The organism is uncultured Devosia sp. (assembly GCF_913055165.1).
GTDB lineage: Bacteria > Pseudomonadota > Alphaproteobacteria > Rhizobiales > Devosiaceae > Devosia.
On sequence record NZ_CAJXJS010000039.1, the window covers coordinates 13,711 to 36,136 of the forward strand.

The 22,426-nt window shown below is 63.9% G+C and carries 22 protein-coding genes and 1 tRNA gene; 11 read left to right on the plus strand and 12 right to left on the minus strand.

The window, feature by feature from the left end; genetic code table 11:
- Nucleotides 1-53: 53 nt before the first annotated feature.
- Nucleotides 54-344 (minus strand): 4a-hydroxytetrahydrobiopterin dehydratase, encoded by a 291-nt coding sequence (locus QZ564_RS12875; RefSeq protein ID WP_297110438.1) that lies wholly within the window; start codon nt 342-344, stop codon nt 54-56.
- Between the two features lie 219 nt (nt 345-563).
- Between QZ564_RS12875 and QZ564_RS12880 the strand changes: the two genes are divergently transcribed.
- Nucleotides 564-2,834, plus strand: coding sequence for an EAL domain-containing protein (locus tag QZ564_RS12880; RefSeq protein WP_297110441.1), 2,271 nt, complete (start codon nt 564-566; stop codon nt 2,832-2,834).
- A gap of 151 nt (nt 2,835-2,985) precedes the next feature.
- Nucleotides 2,986-3,729 carry an acyl-homoserine-lactone synthase gene (locus QZ564_RS12885; protein WP_297110445.1) on the plus strand — a complete coding sequence of 248 codons (744 nt, stop codon included), beginning with the start codon at nt 2,986-2,988 and terminating at the stop codon, nt 3,727-3,729.
- A gap of 5 nt (nt 3,730-3,734) precedes the next feature.
- Here QZ564_RS12885 and QZ564_RS12890 read toward each other — a convergent pair.
- The 5 genes from QZ564_RS12890 to hemC all read right to left on the minus strand — a co-directional run bounded on the left by QZ564_RS12890 (nt 3,735) and on the right by hemC (nt 8,163).
- Nucleotides 3,735-3,810, minus strand: a tRNA-Thr gene (locus QZ564_RS12890).
- A 41-nt stretch (nt 3,811-3,851) separates the two neighbouring features.
- Nucleotides 3,852-5,237 (minus strand): heme biosynthesis HemY N-terminal domain-containing protein, encoded by a 1,386-nt coding sequence (locus tag QZ564_RS12895; protein ID WP_297110448.1) that lies wholly within the window; start codon nt 5,235-5,237, stop codon nt 3,852-3,854.
- Nucleotides 5,234-6,469 carry a hypothetical protein gene (locus tag QZ564_RS12900; protein WP_297110451.1) on the minus strand — a complete coding sequence of 412 codons (1,236 nt, stop codon included), beginning with the start codon at nt 6,467-6,469 and terminating at the stop codon, nt 5,234-5,236. Before QZ564_RS12900 ends, QZ564_RS12895 begins: the two co-directional genes overlap by 4 nt.
- 24 nt (nt 6,470-6,493) lie before the next feature.
- Nucleotides 6,494-7,225 carry a uroporphyrinogen-III synthase gene (locus tag QZ564_RS12905; protein WP_297110454.1) on the minus strand — a complete coding sequence of 244 codons (732 nt, stop codon included), beginning with the start codon at nt 7,223-7,225 and terminating at the stop codon, nt 6,494-6,496.
- Nucleotides 7,225-8,163, minus strand: a complete 939-nt coding sequence (gene hemC, locus QZ564_RS12910; protein WP_297110457.1) for a hydroxymethylbilane synthase — start codon at nt 8,161-8,163, stop codon at nt 7,225-7,227. The genes QZ564_RS12905 and hemC overlap by 1 nt, the downstream gene beginning before the upstream one ends.
- Before the next feature lie 80 nt (nt 8,164-8,243).
- Here hemC and tsaD point away from each other — a divergent pair, with 80 nt between their 5' ends.
- From tsaD to QZ564_RS12935, 5 genes are all read left to right on the plus strand, one after another.
- Entirely contained in the window at nt 8,244-9,302 is a 1,059-nt protein-coding gene (gene tsaD, locus QZ564_RS12915; RefSeq protein ID WP_297110495.1) for a tRNA (adenosine(37)-N6)-threonylcarbamoyltransferase complex transferase subunit TsaD, read from the plus strand.
- A complete protein-coding gene (locus tag QZ564_RS12920) occupies nt 9,289-10,275 on the plus strand; it encodes an NAD(P)H-dependent glycerol-3-phosphate dehydrogenase (RefSeq protein WP_363312135.1) in 987 nt (328 codons plus the stop codon). Before tsaD ends, QZ564_RS12920 begins: the two co-directional genes overlap by 14 nt.
- A gap of 2 nt (nt 10,276-10,277) precedes the next feature.
- Nucleotides 10,278-10,571, plus strand: a complete 294-nt coding sequence (locus tag QZ564_RS12925) for a YciI family protein (RefSeq protein WP_297110464.1) — start codon at nt 10,278-10,280, stop codon at nt 10,569-10,571.
- Nucleotides 10,572-10,575: 4 nt separating this feature from the next.
- Nucleotides 10,576-11,010, plus strand: a complete 435-nt coding sequence (locus QZ564_RS12930) for an EVE domain-containing protein (RefSeq protein WP_297110467.1) — start codon at nt 10,576-10,578, stop codon at nt 11,008-11,010.
- A 254-nt stretch (nt 11,011-11,264) separates the two neighbouring features.
- The gene (locus tag QZ564_RS12935) at nt 11,265-11,654 is read left to right on the plus strand and encodes a DUF1761 domain-containing protein (protein ID WP_297110470.1); all 390 of its coding nucleotides are present in this window, start codon (nt 11,265-11,267) and stop codon (nt 11,652-11,654) included.
- On the opposite strand, the gene QZ564_RS12940 is transcribed toward QZ564_RS12935, so the two are convergent.
- The 4 genes from QZ564_RS12940 to dapF form a co-directional block, all read right to left on the minus strand.
- The gene (locus tag QZ564_RS12940; RefSeq protein ID WP_297110473.1) at nt 11,651-12,268 is read right to left on the minus strand and encodes a septation protein A; all 618 of its coding nucleotides are present in this window, start codon (nt 12,266-12,268) and stop codon (nt 11,651-11,653) included. The genes QZ564_RS12935 and QZ564_RS12940 overlap by 4 nt on opposite strands.
- Nucleotides 12,269-12,571: 303 nt before the next feature.
- Nucleotides 12,572-13,777, minus strand: coding sequence for a signal recognition particle-docking protein FtsY (ftsY, locus tag QZ564_RS12945; RefSeq protein WP_297110475.1), 1,206 nt, complete (start codon nt 13,775-13,777; stop codon nt 12,572-12,574).
- Between the two features lie 25 nt (nt 13,778-13,802).
- Nucleotides 13,803-15,065: a tRNA (N(6)-L-threonylcarbamoyladenosine(37)-C(2))-methylthiotransferase MtaB gene (mtaB, locus tag QZ564_RS12950; protein ID WP_297110478.1), complete on the minus strand. Its 1,263-nt coding sequence runs from the start codon at nt 15,063-15,065 to the stop codon at nt 13,803-13,805.
- The gene (gene dapF, locus QZ564_RS12955; RefSeq protein ID WP_297110498.1) at nt 15,065-15,913 is read right to left on the minus strand and encodes a diaminopimelate epimerase; all 849 of its coding nucleotides are present in this window, start codon (nt 15,911-15,913) and stop codon (nt 15,065-15,067) included. The genes mtaB and dapF overlap by 1 nt, the downstream gene beginning before the upstream one ends.
- A 292-nt stretch (nt 15,914-16,205) precedes the next feature.
- Between dapF and QZ564_RS12960 the strand changes: the two genes are divergently transcribed.
- Genes QZ564_RS12960 through QZ564_RS12970 form a run of 3 tightly spaced genes read left to right on the plus strand, consistent with a single transcriptional unit; the run spans nt 16,206 to nt 19,875 of the window.
- Nucleotides 16,206-17,165 carry a hypothetical protein gene (locus QZ564_RS12960; RefSeq protein ID WP_297110481.1) on the plus strand — a complete coding sequence of 320 codons (960 nt, stop codon included), beginning with the start codon at nt 16,206-16,208 and terminating at the stop codon, nt 17,163-17,165.
- Nucleotides 17,162-18,385 (plus strand): GNAT family N-acetyltransferase, encoded by a 1,224-nt coding sequence (locus tag QZ564_RS12965; RefSeq protein WP_297110483.1) that lies wholly within the window; start codon nt 17,162-17,164, stop codon nt 18,383-18,385. The genes QZ564_RS12960 and QZ564_RS12965 overlap by 4 nt, the downstream gene beginning before the upstream one ends.
- A 56-nt stretch (nt 18,386-18,441) precedes the next feature.
- Entirely contained in the window at nt 18,442-19,875 is a 1,434-nt protein-coding gene (locus QZ564_RS12970; protein WP_297110485.1) for a methyl-accepting chemotaxis protein, read from the plus strand.
- Here the strand turns inward: QZ564_RS12970 and QZ564_RS12975 are convergent.
- On the minus strand, nt 19,865-20,428 hold the full coding sequence (locus QZ564_RS12975) for a hypothetical protein (protein ID WP_297110487.1): 564 nt from the start codon (nt 20,426-20,428) through the stop codon (nt 19,865-19,867). The genes QZ564_RS12970 and QZ564_RS12975 overlap by 11 nt on opposite strands.
- Nucleotides 20,429-20,482: 54 nt before the next feature.
- Entirely contained in the window at nt 20,483-20,812 is a 330-nt protein-coding gene (locus QZ564_RS12980) for a hypothetical protein (protein ID WP_297110490.1), read from the minus strand.
- A gap of 346 nt (nt 20,813-21,158) precedes the next feature.
- On the opposite strand from QZ564_RS12980, the gene ffh reads away from it, so the two are divergent.
- Nucleotides 21,159-22,426 (plus strand): signal recognition particle protein (gene ffh, locus QZ564_RS12985; RefSeq protein WP_297110493.1); only part of this gene is annotated, 1,268 nt, incomplete at its 3' end.

Consider the following 22,426-nt stretch of genomic DNA (forward strand, 5'->3'; position numbering starts at 1 on the left):
CCGTTTGACGCTGTCCTGCCGCGCCCCGTGCCCAAGCCGCACTTAGGGCACTGCTAGGACGCCAGCGCGTCAATCCTCCTGGCGAGCTCAATGTCTTTTTCGCTCAACCCGCCGGCGTCGTGGGTCGTCAGGTGAATGGACACCTTGTTGTAGACATTGGACCAGTCGGGATGGTGCCCGGCCTTTTCGGCCAACAGCGCCACCCGGGCCATGAAGGCGAAGGCTTCGGAAAAATCCTTGAACTTGAATTCGCGGGCAATTGCATCCTGCGCCGGTTCATAGGCCCACTGGCCGAGCGTGGCCAAAGCTGCCTCCCGGGCTTGAGGGGAGAGTTTATCGATCATGAGAGCCTCCGTGGGGTTGGCTTGCCGGGGAAACGCTTGGACGTTGAGGACCGCTCCGCAGGGGAACTGCCCAGACCCTGCAAATATTAACCTGTCATTCAGCCTGCAGTCCAAATCGCGGCGACGGAAAATCCTTCCAGCAAGGGCTTGTTAAGGCCTCGCCCCCCCAAATGGCGTAGTCATAGGGAAATTTCCGTGCTGAACTCAGCCAGAAGGACAATGCCGGCCTTGGACTATGTGTCCATTGTGCGCTCGGTCTACGGCGACCGTGCGGCGATGCTTGGCGGCGTCTTTGCCACCGCCACGACCTCCGGCCTGGCGGCCTACAGCACCCAGTCCGCCGCCCTTTATGTCATCACCGCCGCCTTCCTGGTGATCGGGTTCATCCGCGATGCGAACACGCGTGCCTTCTGGCGCGCCTCGATTGCCAATGACGATGTCGTCGCGGCAGAGCGCTGGGAGACCCGGGCCGTTTGGACCGGTGGACCGCTGGCGCTGACCTATGGGCTCTGGTGCCTGATTTCGATGGGTTTCGTGCGCGATCCGTTTGCCGAGCTTTCCAGCGCGTCCATCACCATCGCCGTCACCGTGGGCATTGTGGCCCGCAATTTCGGTCTTGACCGGCTCGTGACCATTCAGACCAGCCTGGTCATCATTCCACTTTCGATCGGCTATGTGCTGCTGGGCGATCTCAACCATATCGTCCTTGCGGCGATGCTGGCGGTCATGCTGGTCAGTTTCCGCAAGCTGGCCGGCGATATCCGGGCGATCCTGCTGGCGGCCGTGCATGGACGCGAGGAGGCCTCGCGCCTTGCTGCGGAACTGGATATCGCCATAACGACGCTGGAGCATGGCCTGTGCATGCTCGACGAGAACGGCCTGGTCACCGTTGCCAATGAGCGGGCCAGCAGTGTCTTTGCCATGCTGGGAATCCGCCAGCTTGCCAACCAGCCATTCGGCTCGGTGCTGGCCGCCTTGGGGGCCACAAACCGTGTGCCGCGTACCGCCATTGAACAGCTCGGCAGCATGATCTCCCGCCGCGCCTCGGGCAAGGTGCTGCTCTCGCTCAGCCCCGGGCGGTACTACGAAGTCACCATCAGCTCGCGCGGCAAGCGCAGCGTCCTGCTGTTCGAAGATATCAGCGAGCGCGTCGAGGCCGAGGAACGCATCAGCTATATGGCCCGCCATGACACGCTGACCAACCTGCCCAACCGCAACTATTTCGGCGAACTGGCGCATGAGGACCTCGAAGTCCGCGCCGCATCGGGCACGTCCAGCGCCTTGATGATCTTTGACATTGACGAGTTCAAGCACGTCAATGACAGCTTCGGCCATGTGATCGGCGACAAGCTTTTGCGCCAGACGGCGAACCGCCTGCGTGAGACCCTGCCCGAGGGAACGACGCTGGCGCGCCTGGGCGGCGACGAATTCATCGCATTGTCTGGGCATGATGCCGAGCAGACCCGTGCCGATGTGCAGCGTGTGCTGGATGCCTTCCAGCAACCCTTCGTGCTTGATGGCCACCATCTATCGGCCAAGGTCAGCATTGGCGTGGTGACCAGCCTGGCCAGCCAGGACGATCTGGATGAACTGATGACCAAGGCTGATTTGGCGCTTTATGCGGCCAAGGGCGAAGGCAAAGGGCGCAGCCAGTTCTTCCATGCGCAGATGGACATCGACTATCACTACCGCCAGCGTCTCAAGACCGATCTTCGCGAGGCGGTGGCGGCCGGCGAGTTGACACTGGTGTTCCAGCCCCTGCTCGACATCACCACGCGTCGGGTCGTCTCCTGCGAGGCGCTGGCGCGCTGGACGCATCCCGAGCTTGGTCCCATCGCCCCGGCGACCTTCATTCCGCTGGCCGAGGAAATGGGGATGATCTCCGACATCACGGCCTTTGTGGTGCGCAATGCGGTGGCCCAATGCAGCCAGTGGGCCGGCGATATCGGCGTGGCCGTCAATGTGTCGGCACGGGACTTCCGTGGCCTGGACCTGCCAGCCCTGGTGGACGAGGCCCTGGCGGCCGCCAATCTCCCGGCACATCGGCTTGAGCTTGAGGTCACCGAGACGGCTGTGATCGAAGAGCGCGAACTCGCCCAAAGCGTGCTGCAGAACCTGTCCGAACGCGGCATTGTCATCGCCCTGGATGATTTCGGCACCGGATATTCCTCGCTGAGCTACCTCAGCGCACTGCCCTTCGCCAAGCTCAAGATCGACCGGTCCTTCGTGCAGGACATTGCCAGTGATGCGCGGGCCATGAGCCTGCTGTCCAATGTGGCGCGGCTGGGCCGGGATTTGGATCTGGTGGTGGTGGCGGAGGGCGTCGAAACCGAGGAACAGCTCAATGCCATGCTCGACCACACCGGCATCCAGCAGGTTCAGGGCTATTTCTTCAGTCGCCCCTTGCCCGCGCGGGATATTGCCGAGCTGATCGGCAGGCTGAACGGCAAGGGTGTGCCGCTGGCCCCGGCGAATCGTAAACATGGTTAACTTCCGTTAACGTTTTGATAACCAAATGTTTTTGGTGATGAATCGCGCTCAAGTGGCCGCAGCATTGTGATTTTTCCGAATGCGGAAATCCCTAACAAAAGGTTAAGCTCACGCCAGACACCTGCAAACGGTTTGGTAGATGAGTGCGGCAATGGATACGGCGGCGGGGTCAACCTCGCGTTTTGCCACGAGTTTGATCGATCTTCTGGACCGCGTACATTATCGCCGCGTGTCGGCGGATGAGCAGTTTGATCCGGTCTATCGGTTGCGTTACGAGGCCTATCGGCGCGAAGACTTCATTCCCATCAATTCCCAGGGCATTACCCGCGACGCCTATGACGACGCCGACAATTGCTATTGTTTCGGCGTCTATATCGACGACATTCTGGTCAGCTCGGTTCGCCTGCATATTGCGACACCGGAAAACCCGACCTCGCCGAGCGCGGCCATCTGGCCCGATGTTTTGGGTGATATCCTGGCCAAGGGCGGCAGCTATATCGATCCGAGCCGGTTCACGGCCGATCACGACGCGTCGCTGGCCTTTCCGGCTTTGCCCTATCTCACGCTGCGCGCCGCCGTCATGGCCTGCGAGCACTTCAAGGCCACCTACTGCATTTCGTCAGTGCGGCCCGAACATGCCGCCTTCTACCGGCGTGTCTTTGGTTCGACGCAGCTGGCGGGCATTGGCTATTGGGGGGAACTGACCTTCCCGGTCTGCCTCTATGGCTCGTTCATCCCGGTCATGTATCCGCGCGTCATTTCCCGCTATCCGTTCTTCGACTCTACGCCTGAAGAACGGGAGGCATTCTTCGCCCCGGGTGGCCACGCGGTTCCTATCATCCGGCCAACGGCCCGATTGGCGCAGCGGCTCGAGCGGCTTTCAAACGTTGTTTGAGGAAGTGGTGCCGCAGAAGGGACTCGAACCCCCGACCCCATCATTACGAATGACGTGCTCTACCAACTGAGCTACTGCGGCGTTGCCATCGGGGGTTTGTGCCCCAGCGGATGGCGGGTCTTTTACTGGGCGTTTTCGGCCGGCGCAAGGGGCAAGGGTGGTTCGCTGGACAGGGCGACCGGGTTCGCCTCGGGACGGGCCTGAGCAGCCACTTGTGGGCGCGCATTGCTGGCGACGGGTACCTTCCACTCGAAGGCGTCCAGACGCCCCGTGACCGGGGACACGGGCTCCCATTCATCGCTGACAATGCCATCGGCAGTCCAGGCCGGATCGCGCGGTGCGCGCATCGCCCGGGCCAGCCACTCGCGAGCCTTGCCCTGATCGCCGTTCTGGCCCTCTTCGATCTCCGCCATGAGGCTGCAAACGCCCTGGGTGGCGCTGCCATCGGCGAAGGGTGCCAGCGCCTGGCGGGCCCGGGGCCAGTCATAGGCGTCAATGGCAGCGCGGGCCATGGCCATGCCGGCAGCCCGGTGCGGGGGCGGCATTTCGATGATTTCGCCCATCCGCTTGAGCCGGTCGACCGCCGAGGCGCCGGGCTGGGCATGTGCATAGAGCAAGGCGACGTCCGGGTGGCCGGTGGCGCGCCAGATGCGGCGCAGCAGGCTCTGGGCGCGGCGGGCTTCACCACGATTGGAATAGATGCGGGCGGCGATCAGCGCGGCGGGCACGAAGTCGGGCAGCAGCTTGAGCGCCGTCAGGGCATGCTCCAGCGCATTATTGGGTTCGCTGACCTCGCTTTCGCGCGCGCGTGCCGTTTCGATAACGGCCTGGCGGCGGCGCTTGCGGGCCTTCTCCACGCGCGTCGAAGCGGGCTCGGCATTGACCATGCCCACCGCCTCTGCCCATTGGCCCCGCCGGGCAAGGTCATCGAACACCGCTTCACCAGCCCAGGCAGTTTCGGGGGCCAGCGACAGCGTCTTGCGCGCAAAGGTCAGGGCAGCATCGGGCCGGTTCTGGGCGCGGGCCTGGTCATAGAGCCCCGTGAGGGCGGCCACGGCGGTTTTCTCGCTGGCGATCAGCGCCCTGTAGTGCTCGCGGGCCGCCGGCATGTCGCCCAGCGCCAGGTCGGCGCGGGCCTCGAGCAGCTTGGCGGCGCCATTGTCGGGCAAGCGCGCCTGTGCTTCACGAGCCATAATCCTGGCGCGGGCCGGGTCGCCGGCCTGAAGCGCGATGACGGCGTCCGAAAGGGCTTCGACCCCCTGTTCGCGGCGCCGCGCCGCCCGGCGCCGTGCCATGGCCCGCGGGGCGCCAATGGCGCGGCGGGTGATGGCCCAGAGGGCGATAATCATCGCTGCGGCCACCAGCAGGATAACGACGGCGGTGCCGAGGCGCGGCTGCATCCGGTAGCCAGCCAGTTCAAGGGTCAGCGTGCCGGGCAGGGCGATGATCCAGGCGGCGATGCCGGCAATGACCAGGCTGCCGATGATCCAGGATGCGAGACGAATCATGCGCCGTTCTCCCCGACGAGGGCGCGTTGGCGCAACTGGGCGAGGAAGTTCTCGGCGGCGGCCAGGCGAGCAATGTCGTCGGCCACCTCGCCTGCAGCCGCGCGCATGGGCGCGGGCAGGGCGTTCAGCTCCGCAGCCGCGGCTGCAAAGTCGCGGGCTGATACTGCCGCTTCGAGCCGGGCCACGATGGCATCGGGACTATTCCCCTCCACCACGCCGGTGGGCCGCATTGCAACCAGGCCGCGGAACCAATCGACGCCTGCATCCTGCCAGCTGGCATCCGAATCGGCCGGCCGGCCGGCCAGCATGCCGGGCAGCGCGGCGTCCAGCCGCGATTCGACGGCCTCAGGTCTGGGTAGGCCGGTCGCGGCGGGGCCGGCGATAGCTTCAGGCACGACAAGCTCGGGCTGGGCCTGCCGCAGGGCCGCCAGTTCAGTCTCGTAAGGACGACCGCCTTCAAAGGCGCTTTCGAGTGCGGAAAAGATCAGCGGTAGCCGGGCAATGGCGAGGTCATTTCCAGCCTCATCATTGGCGCTCTGGGTCAAGCTGGCGATTTCCTGGCGGGCTTCGGCCAGCTCGGTGCTGGTCTGGGCCGCACTGGCGCGCAGGGCGGCCAGTTCACTTTCGATCGCCGCAAGGCTCTCAGCCGCGGCTGGAGAAGCCGCGGGCTGGCTGGACATTTCATCCAGCCGTGCCGCAAGCGCGGCCAGTTCGTCTGCGCTCGCCAAGTTGCTGGTGTCAATCGAGCCCGAAGGCAGATCTGCCAGCGACGATTCGAGGGTACTGACGCGGCCGGTCAGAGTGGAAAGCTCGTCCTGAACGGTGCTTGTCACCGTTTCCAGTTCGGGAATGGCCGTCGCTAACTGGCTGAGGCGCGGGTCGGCAGGCGCGGGCGCCTGTTGCGGGGCTGGCCAAAGCCCGTACCAGGCCAGGCCATAGGCGGCACCAAGTCCGAGTACGCCACCCAGAAGCCCGGCCAGCCAGGCGGTGCCGGTACCGCTTCCACTTTCTTCTGCCGGAGTCGTCGATCGTGGCGCAGATGAGCCGGAAGCGGGTTTTTCCGGCTTGCGGGCAGCCGTGGATGCGTTCGTTTCCGCTCCCGGCTTGGATCCAGCGGCCGGCTTTGCCGTTCCCTCCAGCACGGGCGGCTTGAGAGCACCGGACTTTTCGGCCGGCTTTTCAGCCGGTTTGGGGTCGGTTTCAGGCGGTTGCTTGCCGGTTGAATCAGCCATGGCCCATCCTTGTTGTTCCCGCAATCATGGCGCAGTTTGCTCGCGTACAAAAGCCAGTGCCAGCGCCATCATGGCATCTTCGCTCGGATGGTCTGCCAGGAGAACGCGGCTGAAGTGATGTTCGAGCAGCGGCTCGGCGACTTTTTCCGAAAGACACAACACGGGCAGCTTACGCCGCCTGTCTGGAGCGATGGCCGGGGTGCCCAGCGCGCAGAAGATCTCGGCGGTTCGGCGGGAATAGAACAGGATGGCGCCGTAGCGGCCCTCGGCCAATGCGCGGCTGATGGGCTCCGGCAGGGCGGCCTCGGCGACCATCTCATAGACTGGCACGGTCACCACCATCAGCCCATAGGGCGCCAGCGCGTGGGCAAGATCGCCGCTCAGATGTTTGCCTGCCGGATAGAAAACCGGCCCCTCCAGCCGCGCCAAGGCGATGGTTGTGGCCAGGGAGTCAAGCGTACCATCGGCTGCCCTGACGACGGAAAATCCCAGTTGGCGCGCCTCATGGGCAGTGCGGTCCCCCACTGCGAAGACGGGCTTTTCCAGCAAGGGGTCGAGCGGCGCCAAGTCAGCCAGGGATCGCAGGGCATTGGTGCTGGTGAGCGCCAAAGCCGCAAAGCCCTGCGGCGGGGGCAGATGGGCCTGGATTGTCTGCCGGCTCATCAATGGAGCGATGTCGGCATCGATCTCCAGGGCCGCCAGCCTTTCCCTGGTGGCCTGGGCATCCGGCTCGGGTCGGGTGATCAGCATGCGCATCAGCCGGCCCATTGCTTGAGCCAGTCTGGCCCTGCCTGGTTCAAAAGGTCGCGGCCCACCGCTTTCCCCAGGGCAACCGGGTCGCTGCCCTGGGCGGTGGCCCGGAAGCTGGTTTGCCCGTCCAGGCTGAGAATTTCGCCCTTGAGCGAGAGCTGCCCATTGGTGAGGGCCGTGAGGGCCCCGACAGGGGTCCGGCAGGAGCCGTCCAGAATGGCCAGCATCGTCCGTTCAGCGGTGATGGCGGTGTGCGTTGCCGCATGGTCGAGGGGCGCTACGATCTCGGCAAGGCGCGTGTCCCCATCGCGAATGGCGAGGCCGATGGCGCCCTGGGCGGGCGCCGGCATGAAGGCATCGGGGTCCAGTATCGCGGTGGCGCGATGGCCCTCGCCGAGCCGGTTGAGGCCGGCCATGGCCAGAAGCGTCGCATCGGCGACCCCGTCGAGCAGCTTTTGCAGGCGGGTGTGCACATTGCCGCGGAAGGGCACAATGCGCAGGTCTGGGCGCAGGCGCAGGGCCTGGGCGGCGCGGCGAATGGAGGAGGTGCCGAAGCGCGCCCCTTCGGGCAAATTGTCGATGCCCTTCACCGTTACAGAAAGAAACGCGTCGCGCACGTCTTCACGTTCAAGAAAAGCGGCCAGCACCATGCCCGGCGGCAGGCCGGTGGCGACATCCTTGCTGGAATGCACGCCGATGTCGATGCGGCCGGCAAGCAGCGCTTCGTCGATTTCCTTGGTGAACACCCCCTTGCCGCCAATATCGGACAGGGTGGTGTTGTCCTTCTGGCTGCGGTCGCCGCCGGTCGAAAAAACCTCGATCTCGATCCGCTCTTCGGCCACGCCATGGGCACGGCACAGCAGCTCGCGCACCAATCTTGCCTGAGCCAGGGCCAGGGGACTGCCGCGTGTTCCGATCCGGGCAAAAAGTGCGGGCGATTGCATAATCAGGCAGTCCTAGTGTACGCGATAGGCTCCGATTTGGAGTAGACCAGTTCGTCGTGACCGGGCAAGCGCAAGCCACCATTCTGGGTATCGAAACCAGCTGCGACGAAACCGCCGCGGCGGTGGTTGTACGAGATCAATCGGGGCAAGGCCTTATTCGTTCCAATGTGGTGCGATCCCAGCTGGATGAACATGCCGCCTTCGGGGGTGTCGTGCCCGAGCTGGCGGCGCGGGCCCATGTGGAATGGCTCGATCACATCATCCGCCAGGCCGTCGATGAGGCCGGTATTGATCTTGCCGAGCTCGATGCCATTGCCGCCACCGCCGGACCGGGCCTGATCGGCGGCGTGCTGGTGGGCTTGACGACCGCCAAAGCGCTGGCTGCTTCGCTCGGCAAACCCCTGATCGCGGTCAATCATCTTGAGGGCCATGCGCTGACAGCGCGGCTGACCGATGGCGTGCAATTCCCCTATCTGATGCTGCTGGTCTCTGGCGGCCACAGCCAGTTCGTGCTGGTTCGCGGCGTCGGGGCGTATGAGCGCTGGGGCGGCACCATCGACGATGCTCTGGGAGAGGCGTTCGACAAAGTCGCCAAGCTTTTGAGCCTGGGCCATCCGGGCGGACCGGCGGTGGAACGCATTGCAGCCATGGGCGATGCCGGACGGTTCAAATTTCCGCGACCGCTCCTGCGCGAACAGCGGCTGGATTTCTCCTTCTCTGGCCTCAAGACGGCGGTGCGACTGCAGGCCGAGGCGCTGGCTCCCCTCAGCGATCAGGACGTGGCCGATATCGCCGCCAGCTTTCAGGCCGCGGTGACCGAGATCGTGGCGGTGCGGTCGCGCCAGGCGCTCGAACGCTTCCGAACTGAATTGCCCGAGGCGGAACCGCAATTGGTGGTCGCCGGCGGCGTCGCGGCCAATCGCGCGATCGCCGCAGCGCTCGAGGCCGTGACCTCGGATATGGGCGCGCGCCTGGTGGTGCCACCGGTTGCGCTCTGTACCGACAATGGCGCGATGGTGGCGTGGGCCGGCGCGGAACGGTTTGTGCTGGGCGCGACGGATGGGCTGGAGGTGGAGGCGCGGCCGCGCTGGCCGCTCGATACGCCGGGCATGAGGGTGGATGGCAATGCAGCTCAATAGCGTGGCAGTGATTGGCGGGGGCGCCTGGGGAACGGCTCTTGCTCAGGCCGCCACCATGGCCGGACGCCGGACCCGGCTGGTCGTGCGGACGCCTGAGAAGGCCGCCAAAATCAATGCCGAGCATATCAATGCCACGGCCTTGCCAGGGCAGGTCCTGCTGCCCGAATTGGTGGCCGTGGACCGGCTGGAGCCTGCCGACATCGTTATTCTGGCGGTTCCGGCGCAGTCGACACGCACCCTGTTGGCCGGATTGGACCCGGACTTGCTTGCCGGCCGACCAGTCGTGCTCTCGGCCAAGGGGCTGGAAACCGGGACACTGGCGCGGCAAAGCGAAATTCTCCTCGATATGGCGCCCGAGGCTATTCCCTACGTTCTTTCGGGCCCCAGCTTTGCTGCGGACCTGGCGGCCGGCCGGCCGACGGCGGTCACCCTGGCGGGAGACGATGCCAGCGATACCTCGGATCTCGCGGCTGCGCTGGCGGGCCCCAGTTTCCGGCCCTATGCCGCCGATGATCGGATCGGGGTGGAGGTCGCTGGGGCGCTCAAGAACGTCTATGCGCTGGCCTGCGGCGCGGTGGAAGGGGCGGGCCTCGGCTTTTCCGCCCGTTCGGCGCTGATGGCGCGCGCCTACGCCGAGATGGCCAGGATCGTCACCGCCATGGGCGGTTCGGCGCATACGCTGACCGGACTAGCGGGACTGGGCGATCTGACCCTGACCTGCACCTCGGTGCAGTCGCGAAATTACCAGTTCGGCATGGCGCTGGGCGCCGGGCGCAGCACCCAGGATATTCTGGCGGGCGGCGCCAGCCTGGCCGAGGGCGTGGCCACCACGCCGGTCGCGGCGGCGCTGGCCCGGAGTCTTGATATCGAGGCGCCGCTCATCGATGCGGTTGATGCGGTGGTCGCCGGCCGGGCCGACATCGCCACAATTGTTGCGGGCCTGATGGCCCGGCCACTGAAAAGGGAAGTCTGAAGATGCTCTATGCCATGATCGCCAAGGATGCCCCGGGGGCGCTGCAGAAGCGGCTCGATACGCGCCCGGTGCATCTGGATCATCTCAATTCGCTGGGCAAGAAGCTGGTCTTTGCCGGGGCCCTGCTCGATGCCGAAGAGCAACCAGAAGGCTCGATCGTGGTGTTCGAGGCCGCCGATCTGGCCGAGGCCGAAGCGATGGCCGCTGCCGATCCCTTTGTGTCGGCGGGCGTGTTTGCCAGTTATGAGGTCAAGCGCTGGCGCATTGCCATCAATACCACCGGCGTGGAGTTCTGATCTCATGGCCTACTGGCTGATGAAGTCCGAGCCGGACGTCTTCTCTTTCGATGATCTGGTGGCAGAGACCGCAAAGGGCGAGGCCGAGGAATGGCACGGCGTGCGCAATTACGCGGCGCGTAACAATATGCGGGAGATGAAGGTGGGCGATCAGGCTTTCTTCTATCACTCCAATATCGGCAAGGACGTCGTGGGTATCATGAAGATCGTGGCGCCCGCCCATCCTGACAGCACAGCCGACCTCAACGCCAAGGGCGAGGTGGTTTGGGAGTGCGTCGACGTGCAATCGGTCAAGCCCTTTCCACGCCCGGTGAGCCTGGCCGAAATCAAGGCCACGCCGGAATTGGCCGATATCGAGCTGGTCAAGCTGTCGCGCCTGTCCGTCTCCAAGGTCAGCGACGCGGAATGGCACCTCATCTGCAAAATGGGTGGCTTGTAACCGTCCCGCAGGGCCGGGCGCGCCAGTGGCGCGACCGGAGGTTACAAGGCCCGTAGAGCTATGCTCGCAGGGCGGGCATGTCCCGTAGGGCCGGGCGCGCCAGTGGCGCGGCCGGAGGTTACAAGGCCGGAAGAGCTATGCTCGCAGGGCGGGCACGTTCCGCAGGGGTGCAAAGCCCTTGTTCGTTAGTGTCCGCAGGGATTACCCTCTCTGGGCGCATTTAACGCGAGGGGGATGAAATGCTGAGTTTGAGTGTGAATTGGCTTGCCATCGTATTGGCTACGGTGGCCAGCATGGCTCTGGGCGCCGCCTGGTATATGGGCCTTGCCAAGCAGTGGATGGCTGCCGCCGGCATGCGCAAGGAAGATGTCGAGAAACCCGACCCGACGCCCTTCATCATCAGCGCGCTCTGCCAGCTGGTGATGGCCTATTTCCTGGCCGTCCTGATCCCGGTGCTCGCCGGGGCGACCAATGTGGGCAATGGCCTGCTGATCGGCTTCTATATGTGGCTGGGCTTTGTGATCACGTCGATGATCGTCAACCACCGCTACCAGATGAAGCCCTGGCCCCTGACCCTGATCGATGGCGGCTATATGCTCGGCGTGCTGCTGGTCCAGGGCGTGGTCATCGGCCTGTTTGGCTAGCTTTCAACAATCACCGGCGGGACGGTTTTCTGTTCCGCCGGTGGCGCATATTTGTTCAGCAGCGGCAGCTGGGTCATCGAAAAGATCACCGTCAGCGGCATGATGCCCCAGACCTTGAAGGCGACCCAGAAATCGGTCGAGAAGCTGCGCCAGACCACTTCGTTGAGCACGGCAAGGGCAACGAAGAACAAGCCCCAGTTAAGGGTCAGCTTCCACCAGCCTTCCGGCTTGAGCTTATAGACATCGCCAAAGACATATTTCAGCAGTGACTGGCCGAAGAGCAGCCCGCCCAGCAGGACTGACGCGAACAGCGTATTGGTAATCGTAGGCTTGATCTTGATGAAGGTGTCATCCTGCAGCCAGAGCGTCAGGCCGCCAAAGACCAGCACCACGACGCCGGTCACCAGCGGCATGACGGCGATCTTCTTGAGGATCAGCCAGCTCAGCGCCAGCGAAATGACCATGGCCGCCATGAACCATGCGGTGGCGACGAAAATATCGGCGCGCCCGTTCATGATGAAGAACACCACGAGCGGACCCAGCTCAAGCGCCAGCTTAATGATCTGGGGGCGCGTTTCGTCCCAATTGATTTCCGGTTCGGCTTTTTCGGTCATTCCACAATCCGTATGCTGCCGCCAATGTGAGGCGTGCGGCGCCCTGATGCAAGGCGTTAGCGGACAAGAGTGGTCAGATTTTGGCTGTGCCTTGTGCAGGAGGGGAGCGCTTCAAGGCAAGATTGCACACGAGTGCTAGTGCCCCGGTGTCAGTCCGCCGGTTCCGGGCAACCGTTGCGAATGGCCTGAAATGTCCCATCCAAATGCCGCCATAATGACCATCGCCAAGATCACAAAACCGGCCGTGCAATAAGTCAGCCATTTATCCCAGTTCGGACCCGATGGGAGCTCCTGTTCCGCGCGCTAATCCCGCCCGGCTATGGCTCGCGCAAAATCGGCGGCTTCAAACGGCTCAAGATCGCCGACGCCTTCCCCGACGCCGATATAGTGCACCGGCAGGCCGAATTTTTTCGCGATGGCGACGAGGATGCCGCCGCGGGCGGTGCCGTCGAGCTTGGTCATCACGAGGCCCGTGACACCCGCGCGCTGGCCGAAGATTTCGACCTGCTTCAGGGCATTCTGCCCCGTGGTGGCATCGAGGGTGAGGAGGGTGGCGTGTGGCGCGTCGGGCTCGACCTTCTTGATGACCCGGATGATTTTTTCGAGCTCGTTCATCAACTCGTCGCGGTTCTGCAGGCGGCCCGCGGTGTCGATGATCAACACATCGCGCCCTTCGGCCTTGGCCCGGGTGACGGCGTCGAAGGCGAGGCCCGAGGCGTCGGCACCGGCCGGCTTGGCGATGACGGGTGCGCCGGTGCGCTGGCCCCAGACCTGCAATTGCTCGATGGCGGCGGCGCGGAAGGTGTCGCCAGCGGCCAGCATGACCGATTTGCCCTCGGCGGCGAATTTCTGCGCCAGCTTGCCGATCGTAGTGGTCTTGCCCGAGCCATTGACCCCGATCATCAGGATGATGAAGGGCTTCTTGCTGCTATCGACCACCAGGGGCTCGGCGACCGGCCCGAGCACCTTTTCGACCTCGGCGGCCAGCACGGCGCGTACATCCTCGCCAGAGACATCCTTGTCGAAGCGGTCACGGCGCAGCGTTTCGGTAATCGCCATGGCCGTGTCGATGCCGAGATCGGCCTGGATCAAAACGTCTTCGAGTTCGTCCAGCGTGGCTGCGTCGAGCTTGCGCTTGGTAAAGACCGAGGTGATCGAATTGGTGAGGTTATCCGAGGAGCGCTTGAGGCCCGACGCCAGCCGCGCAAACCAGCCTTTTGGCTGTTCAGGCTCGGCTACCGGCTGCGGGGCAGCTGCAAGGTCGTCCTCGACATCTTCGATATAGTCGGGCGTGGTCTCTGGCGGGCCCGGCGGCCAATCGTGCTTGGGCGCCGGGGGTGGCTCTGTCGGCTCGGCTGGCTCGACCGGCTCAGGCGGTTCGGCCTCCGGTTCAGGAATATCGGGAATGGCGTCGGGGGTGACCGGTGTCTCGGGTGGGGATTGTTCGGGCGTCTGGACTGGCGGGGTGCCGAACAGGCGCTGGAAGAAGCCGGGTTTCTTTTCGGTCATTTTTGGTCCTGCATCCTGTTGCCGGTCAGGCGGCGGCGCGCAGCGCCTCACCGGCAAGGCCGTCCTTGGACAGGCCGGTGATACGGACGCTTAGCAGTTCGCCAGCCTGTGTGCCAGCAACGCTGACCGGAACGAATTGTTCTGTGCGGCCCAGCCCATCGCGCTCGACCAGCACGTTTTCGGTTCGACCAAGCCGTGCCGCGCAGAGCGCAGTAAATTCGCTCTCGCCCGCCTCGCGCAGCAGCGCGGCGCGTTTCCGCGCAATCACCTTGCTCACCTGGGGCATGCGTGCCGCAGGTGTGCCCGGCCGTGGCGAATAGGGAAAGGCGTGGATATAGGTCAGTTTCGCCTCGCGGATAAAGCGCAGCGAATTTTCAAACATGCTGTCTGTTTCTGTTGGGAAGCCGGCAATGATGTCGGCGCCAAAGACCATGTCGGGACGCAGCGCGCGGAGCTTTTCGACTACGGCCAGGGCGTCGGCGCGCAGATGGCGGCGCTTCATGCGCTTCAAAATCATGTCGTCGCCCGATTGCAGCGAGAGATGCAGATGCGGCATCAGCCGCATGTCGGTGACGGCCTCATAGAGCGCCGGGTCGGCTTCAATGCTGTCAATCGAGGAGATACGCAGGCGCGGCAGGTCCGGCACGTGTTTCAGGATCGACTGGGTCAATTTGCCAAGTGTGGGCGCGCCGGGCAGGTCCGGGCCATAGGAGGTGATGTCGACGCCGGTCAGCACCACTTCCTTGTAGCCATTGGCAACCAGCTTCTTGATCTGCTCAACGACCAGTCCCATGGGCACGGAGCGCGAGGGACCGCGACCAAAGGGGATGATGCAGAAGGTGCAGCGGTGATCGCAGCCATTCTGTACCTGCACGAAGGCGCGGGTGCGTCCGTCCATGCCTTCGATCAGGTGCCCGGCGGTTTCCCGCACGCTCATGATGTCGTTGACCTGCACCTTGTCATTGAGCGGCGTGCCGAACACCATGGGCTTGTAGCTCTCGGCCTTGAGCTTGTCGGCATTGCCGATGACGAGATCGACTTCGTCCATGTCGCCAAAGCTGCGGGCCTCGGTCTGGGCGGCGCAGCCGGTGACGATGATGCGGGCTTGCGGGTTGTCGCGACGCGCCTTGCGCACCGCCTGCTTGGCCTGGCGCACCGCCTCGGCGGTGACCGCGCAGGTATTGATGATGACGGCATTGTCGAGCCCGGCCTTCTCGGCCTCGGCCTTCATCACCTCGCCCTCATAGGCATTGAGGCGGCAGCCGAATGTCAGGGTTTCAATCGCCATCAGGCGGCCTCGTTGCGCGTCCAGGCGCCGGTGGCCGGGTCAAGGCGCCCGCGCCATTCAAGCTCGGCCGGGCCGGTCAGGGTCACGTGGTCATTGTCGAGCCATTCCACGACAAGATCGCCGCCCGGCACGGTCACGGTCGCCTTGCGGGCGGTACGGCGGGTGCGGGCGCCATTGACCAGGGCGGCACAGGCGGCCGTGCCGCAGGCTTCGGTAAGGCCTGCACCGCGTTCCCAAGTACGCAGAATAATGCGGTCCGGGGCTGGCACATTGGCAATGGAGATATTGGCGCGCTCGGGGAACAGGGGGTGGTTCTCGAGCAGCGGCCCGAAACGATCCAGCGCATAGGACCAGACGTCGTCCTTGACCCAGAAGGTGGCGTGTGGATTACCCATGGAAGCCACTGACGGCGAATGCAGGACCGGCGCATCAATGGGCCCGATCTGCAGCTCGACATAGCGGGTATCTGCAAATTCCTCACTGAGGGGGATCTCATACCAGGCGAACTTGGGCGTGCCCATGTCGACCGTGATCAGCCCGTCCCCGGCCTCCTCACCGAACAGGATGCCGGCCACGGTTTCGAAGGTGAAGCGCTGCCGGCCCTGTTCGGCGGTCAGCGTCTGCACCACGCAACGCATGCCATTGCCGCAGGCCTGGGCCAGCGAGCCATCGGAATTGATAATCTCGACATAGTTGGCAGTGCCGGGGGTCCTGGCGTCATGGATGGCCATGATCTGGTCGAAGCGGGTTTCGGGCCGCGCGTTGATGGCAATGGCAGCCTCAGGGGTGACGCGCGCACTCGTACCGCGCAGATCGGCCACGATGATCTGATTGCCCAGCCCGTTCATTTTCAAAAAGGGGACGTCGCTCACGCCGCTATTCCAGATTGCCGCCGCTCAACATGGGGGTTTAGCGCTCTATATGGCGGAACTGGATTGCAATTGCCAGTCCAGGCCATGCCAGCCCGCTGGCTACCCTCGGTGGCGAAGGGCCTACTCCCGACAATTTTTGTTTCATCTTAACCACTTGCGGGGTGCTCGATCTTAACCAGCAGCGGAGCTTTCGGATGCATTGGCCGGTGGATGCGATAGGCTGGCAATAGAGAAAACCGCCAGCGCCGCCATTTCCGGGAGCCTGCCCATGAACATGCCGCTCATGTCAAACCAGATCATCACCGACTGGCAGCCGCATTATCCGAAATTGTGGGGCAATCAGGCGCTGCGCCTGCAGCATAGCCTCGCCACTTCGCCGCTGTTCAGTGATGCGGCGCTGGCTGAATTGATCGAGAACAGCCCGCGCGAGGCCTACCACGTCAATTACTCGCAGAAGACGCCGGGCAATCCCCCCAAGCGCCGCGAGGGCGAGATCAAGGGGCTGTCCGGGGCCGAGGTTCTCGAGACGGTCAAGCAGGGCAATATCTGGGTCAATCTGGTGGCGCCGGCCAAGACCAACCCGGCCTATGGTGAACTGCTCGACAGCCTCTATGCCGAGTTCGAGGAACGCGTACCGGGATTCAAGAGCTACAAGCGGAACCTCACCATCCTGATTTCCTCGCCCAATGTGTCGGTGAAATATCACTCCGACGTGCCGGGGCAGAGCCTGTGGCAGGTGCGCGGCACCAAGAAGGTCTATGTCTATCCCGCCCAGGCACCGTTCATTTCCCAGGCCGCGCTGGAAAAGCTGATCCTGGGGCAATTGCGCGAGACCGACATGCCGTTCGAACCCTGGTTCGACGATTTCGCTCAGGTCTATGATCTGGAAGCCGGGCAGATGCTGCATTGGCCGCTCAACGGGCCGCATCGGGTGGTCAATCACGGCATGCTCAATGTCAGCTTCACCACCGAGCATTGGACCGACGAACTGCGCAAGCACTATGCGGTCAACTACGCCAATGGCGTACTGCGCAACGCGCTGGGCCTAAACAAGCTCAGCCAGCAGGTAACCGGCCTCTCCTATCTGGCCAAGCTCGGCCTTGCGGGAGCGGTGAAGTTTTCGCCGCTCAACCCGCAAAAGAAGAAGGTCTATACGGTCGATTTCCAGGTCGATCCGGCCGCCCCGGAAGGCGTGCGCGATATTGCAGCGCATAGCTTCGAAAAATGAGCGTTACCGACGCATTCGTAGGGCAGGCAGACCGCCGGGCCGCAGGCGCGGCGATCTCCCACGGCCTGAATGCGACGGTCGTCCGCGACCGGGAGGGCCTGGAGGCCCTGGCCTCCCGCTGGCAGGGGCTGGAAGCGCATGCATATGGGCCCAATCTGTTCCAGAGCCTTGGCTGGGCCCGGGCCGTCTTCGAATTCGAGACAAGTCGAGGCAATCAGGCTTTTGATCCAGTGATTGCGACGCTGGTCGATGGCCGGCGCCTCGTTGGCGTCTGGCCGCTGGAACGCGTCCGTACCGGTGCACGCACGCTGCTGGTGCCGTTGGGACACGCTTTCGTGCAGGCGGCCGATGTGCTGCTTGACGCCGATTGCGATGCGCGCGAGGCGGTCGGCCTGCTGCTGCGGGCGGCCATTGCTGCGGCACCGAGCGATGGGGTCAGCCTGCTCAAGGTGCGGGACGGTTCGGCGCTGGCCGAGGGTCTGCCCGCGACCTGCATCCGAACCGGAGAGGTGCAGGGTGCACCCCGCGTCGCATTTGACGCCTTTCCCGATTTTGCCGCTTATTTTTCGTCCATCCGCGCCAAGACCCGCAAGAATATGCGCAATGCGCGCAACCGGCTGGAGCGGGATGGACCGGTTGAGCATCGTGTCGTAACCGATCCGGCGGAGCGGCTGGCGCTGATCGAACGGACCCTGGACGGCCGAGCCGACCGCCTCAAGGATCAGGGCCTGACCTCCCGCGCTTTCCGGGATGGTGGCTTTCGCGCGTTCTGCGTCGGCCTGGCGGGGCAGGCAGATATCGACATCAGGGCCTTTTCCCTGCTGCACAATGGACAGCCTCTGGCCGAGCAATGGGGCTTTGTGCATGGCGGGCTCTATCACGCCTTCGTTGCGAGCCGCGATTTTTCGCATTCCGATGAAAGCCCAGGAAAGCTGCATCTCAGCGAGATCCTCAGGGTCTGCGCTGAGCAGGGGCTGAAAGGGTGCGACCTGGGGGTGCCTGTCATGCCCTACAAGTTGACCTTCGCGACCGAGACCATTGCCGTGCGCGATTACGCGCTGCCGATCACACCGCGCGGCTGGCTCATGTTCCAGGTCTGGGACGTTCTCGTGCGCCCGGCACTCAAGCGCGCGGTCCTGGCCATGCCTGCCCAACTGCGCGCCCGGCTCATGCGTCTGGCCGGCCATGGCCCACAAGAAGCAGACAAGCCTCAGGGTTAATCATTTCTTACCGACTTGCCCGGTAGTGTCCCCGAGACTGACATTTGGAGGGGACCATGCCAGCCAGTGCAGCGGCACAGGCCATTGCGCCATTGGGCGACGGTGGGCGACTGGGTGACATTGGTGATCGGGCAGGGCGGCTCGGCGTAGAAATCGCCGATGTGGCCGGGTTGATTGCCGATCTCTCGGCTATCAGTCAGAGTCAGGCGAAACAGGCAGATGCGGCCCGCGCTTCGGCCCGAGATATGAGCTCGGCCACGACAAGGCTCGGACAATCCATGGGATTGAGCCGCGAAGCCGCCGCCGATGCCCGCCGGGTGCTGGACCAGAGCGCCGGACAGATTTCAGACGTGGTGAACCGCACGACCCAGGCCATGACGGGTCTGTCCGAGAGTGCGCTGGGCTTCCGCACCAGGCTCGACGAGGTTTCGGGCACGGTGAAGGGGGTTGAGCAGGCCAGCATGGCGATTGCGCAAATCGCCCGGGAAACCAAGCTCCTGGCCCTCAATGCCTCTGTCGAGGCAGCCCGTGCTGGCGAAGCGGGGCGGGGCTTTGCCATCATCGCCAATGCCGTAAAAGGCCTGGCCGATCAGATCCAGGAATTTTCCGGCCAGACGGTGTCGCATCTGGGCGTCCTCACCGAGGCGCTTGGCGGGTTGAGACAGGAGGCAGAGGGCAATGCCGAGGCCGCGAGCCAGGCCATGACCGATGCACATGCAGCGACCGAGGCCACGGCCACGCTTGAAGAACTGGTCGATTCGGTTGGCCGGCTGGTGAGTGATATCGACGCCATGGCGCAACCGGTGGAGCAATCCATTTCCGGCTTTGAGTCGATGCAATCCGAACTCTCCGCCCTGGCAGACGGTGTTGCCGATTGCCGCGCGCATCTGGAACAGGCCGAGACGCGCACCCAGACCATCCTGGGCATCTCGGAAGAGTTCATGCTGTTCCTCGTCGAGGCCGGGGTAGAAACGGCCGATGCGCCGTTCATTGATCTCGCCCGGGCCAAGGCCGACGAGATTTCCGAGTTGTTCGAAGACGCCGTCCGGCGCGGCCAGATCGGCATGAGCGATCTCTTCGACGAGAACTATCGCGACGTGCCCGGCAGCAACCCCAAGCAGGTGACGACCCGGTTTACGGCCTTCACCGACAAGGTGCTGCCGGCCATCCAGGAGCCGGTGCTGGGTTTTGACAAGCGCATTGCCTTTTGCGCTGCGGTCGATCGCAATGGCTATCTTCCGACCCACAACACGATCTATTCCCAGCCACAGGGGAATGACCCGGTCTGGAACGCGGCCAATTGTCGGAACCGGCGCATCTTCAACGATCGCACCGGGCTTTCGGCCGGCCGCTCGACCAAGCCTTTCCTGCTCCAGACCTACCGGCGTGACATGGGCGGCGGGCAATTCGCGCTGATGAAGGATTGCTCGGCCCCGATCACCGTCAATGGCCGGCATTGGGGCGGCGTGCGGGTAGCGTTCAAGGTGTAGCGCCGCGGCCGGCGACAATGTGGTCCGCACGGCGTATCGGCTCGGTCAGAAGATAATGATCGACGCTGGGCAGGAAATAGTTCTGCCAAGCCTCGGGCCAAGGATCGCCACCGCGCGCCAATGCCGTTTCAAGCGTCGAGGCAGGGTCGCTGGCCACCCAAAGGCGCAGGTCACAGGCTGGCGATAGCGCCGCATCGAGCGCGGACACGCCTTCGATGACAATCGGACGATTTCCTGCCGCCAGCGTCCGGAGCGGGCCGAGCCTGTCATTCTCCCAATCATAGGGCTGGAAATGGCAGATGCGCTCTCGCGCCAGTGCAAGGGCCGCCGCGACAAAGTCGGCATGGCGGACATAGGGAAAGGGATAGGCCGGCCTGAGCGGGCGTGGCCAGAGGTCCTGGGGCAGGACGAAGTCATCCAGATAAAGGCAGACCGCACCCAGCCTTAGCTCGAGCTGCTCGGCTAGAGTAGACTTGCCCGAGGCAGGGAGGCCGTCGATGGCGATGGTCCGCTTGTCGCGGGCAAGATCAAGGGCCCGCTTCATGCTGATCATCTTTGCCTCCGCAATACCCACATCGATATCGCATCCCCCGGGCAAGTTGATCAATCAGCCGCGCGGCGGACCTGCCCGGTATTTATCCATCACGGCATCGAGCCGGTCATTGGTGATGTCGGGATTGATTGCCTGCAGGCAGGGCAGAAGAGTGGCCTTGTTGTCGCGCTCGCGCTGGCCGTCCAGTTCGGCTGCGGTGCGTGCCGGCGTGACGCCGGCAAAGCAGGTGGCAAATTGCAGCGGAGTCACGCCCAGTTCCCCGGCCACAGCCTCGACGGGACGATTGGGGTCGTTGAGCACCTGTTCGGGCGTCGATACGGCAAAGGCGGGGCCGGTAATGGCCAACATAGGCAGGGCGAACAGTATTGTGGTCAGGCGGGTCATAGGGCTTCTCCTCATTTGATGGCATGAGGATGGCGGCGCTGCTCCCTCGGAACAAGTTAGGGTTCGGTCATTGTTTTGCCCGACCTGTCACGGAACGGAAAGGTTGCGGCAAGGTGGACATGGCGCGCGATATGGCCTGACTTCCTTGACTCTGTTCGGGCTTTCCCATAAAGCCAGCCCGTTCATCAGGCATTTGCTCCTGACCAGCCGACCGGGACCCCTTGTGGTATAAACCGATCCCGGAGGCCAACATCCGCCAGCGCGTTGCGCCCGCGGGTGGGTTTTGCATTTGCGCCTATGGACCCTATCTCTTGCGGGATTGGCCCGCGAGCGAAAAGGAAAAGCGATGTTTGAGAGCTTAAGCGACCGGCTTGGCAAGATTTTCGATGGCCTTCGTGGACGCGGCGCGCTGAACGCTGCCGATGTCGATGCGGCCATGCGCGAAATCCGCCGGGCGCTGATCGAGGCCGACGTTTCGCTTGAAGTGGTCCGCGCCTTTGTCGAACAGGTGCGCGAGCGCGCCGTCGGCGCCGAGGTCACCCGTTCGGTGACGCCGGGCCAGCAGGTGGTCAAGATCGTCAATGACGAGCTGGTCCAGGTGCTGGGCTCGGACGCCGTCACCATCGACCTCAATGCACCCGCGCCCGTTACCCTCCTCATGGTGGGTCTCCAGGGTTCGGGTAAGACGACCACGACTGCCAAGATCGCCAAGCGGTTGAAGGACAAGCAGCGCAAGAAAGTGCTGCTGGCCTCGCTCGATACGCGCCGCCCGGCCGCCATGGAGCAGTTGCGCGTGCTGGGCGAGCAGGTCGGCGTCGATACGCTGCCGATCGTCACCACCGAAACCCCGGTCGAGATTGCCCGCCGGGCCGAGCGCGAAGGCCGCCTCGGCGGCTATGACGTGCTCATCCTCGATACGGCCGGCCGCACTCATATCGATGAAGAGCTGATGGCCGAGACGGTCTCCATCAAGGAGATCGCCAAGCCGCACGAAATCCTGCTCGTCGTCGATGCGCTGACCGGTCAGGACGCCATCAACGTCGCCCGCAGCTTCGATACGCGCTTGGATGTCACCGGCATCGTCATGACCCGGGTCGATGGTGATGGGCGCGGCGGTGCGGCGCTCTCGATGCGCGCGGCCACCGGCAAGCCGATCAAGCTGATCGGTGTCGGGGAAAAAATGGATGCGCTGGAGGATTTCCATCCCTCCCGCATCGCCGACCGCATTCTGGGCATGGGCGACATCGTCAGCCTCGTCGAAAAGGCCGCCGAACATGTGTCGGCCGAAGACGCCCAGAAGATGGCCAAGAAGCTCAAGAAGGGCGCCTTTGACTTCGAGGATCTGCGCAGCCAGCTCCAGCAGATGAAGAAGATGGGCGGCATGGGCGGGCTGATGGGTCTGCTGCCCGGCGCCGGTCAGCTCAAAAAGGCCATGGCCGGCGCCAATTTCGACGAGAAGGTCTTTGACCGGCAGATCGCCATCATCAATTCCATGACCAAGAAGGAGCGGGCCAATCCGGACCTGCTCAATGCCAGCCGCCGCAAGCGCATTGCCGCTGGGGCGGGCGTGGAAGTCTCGGAAATCAACAAGCTGGCCAAGCAGCACCGCCAGAT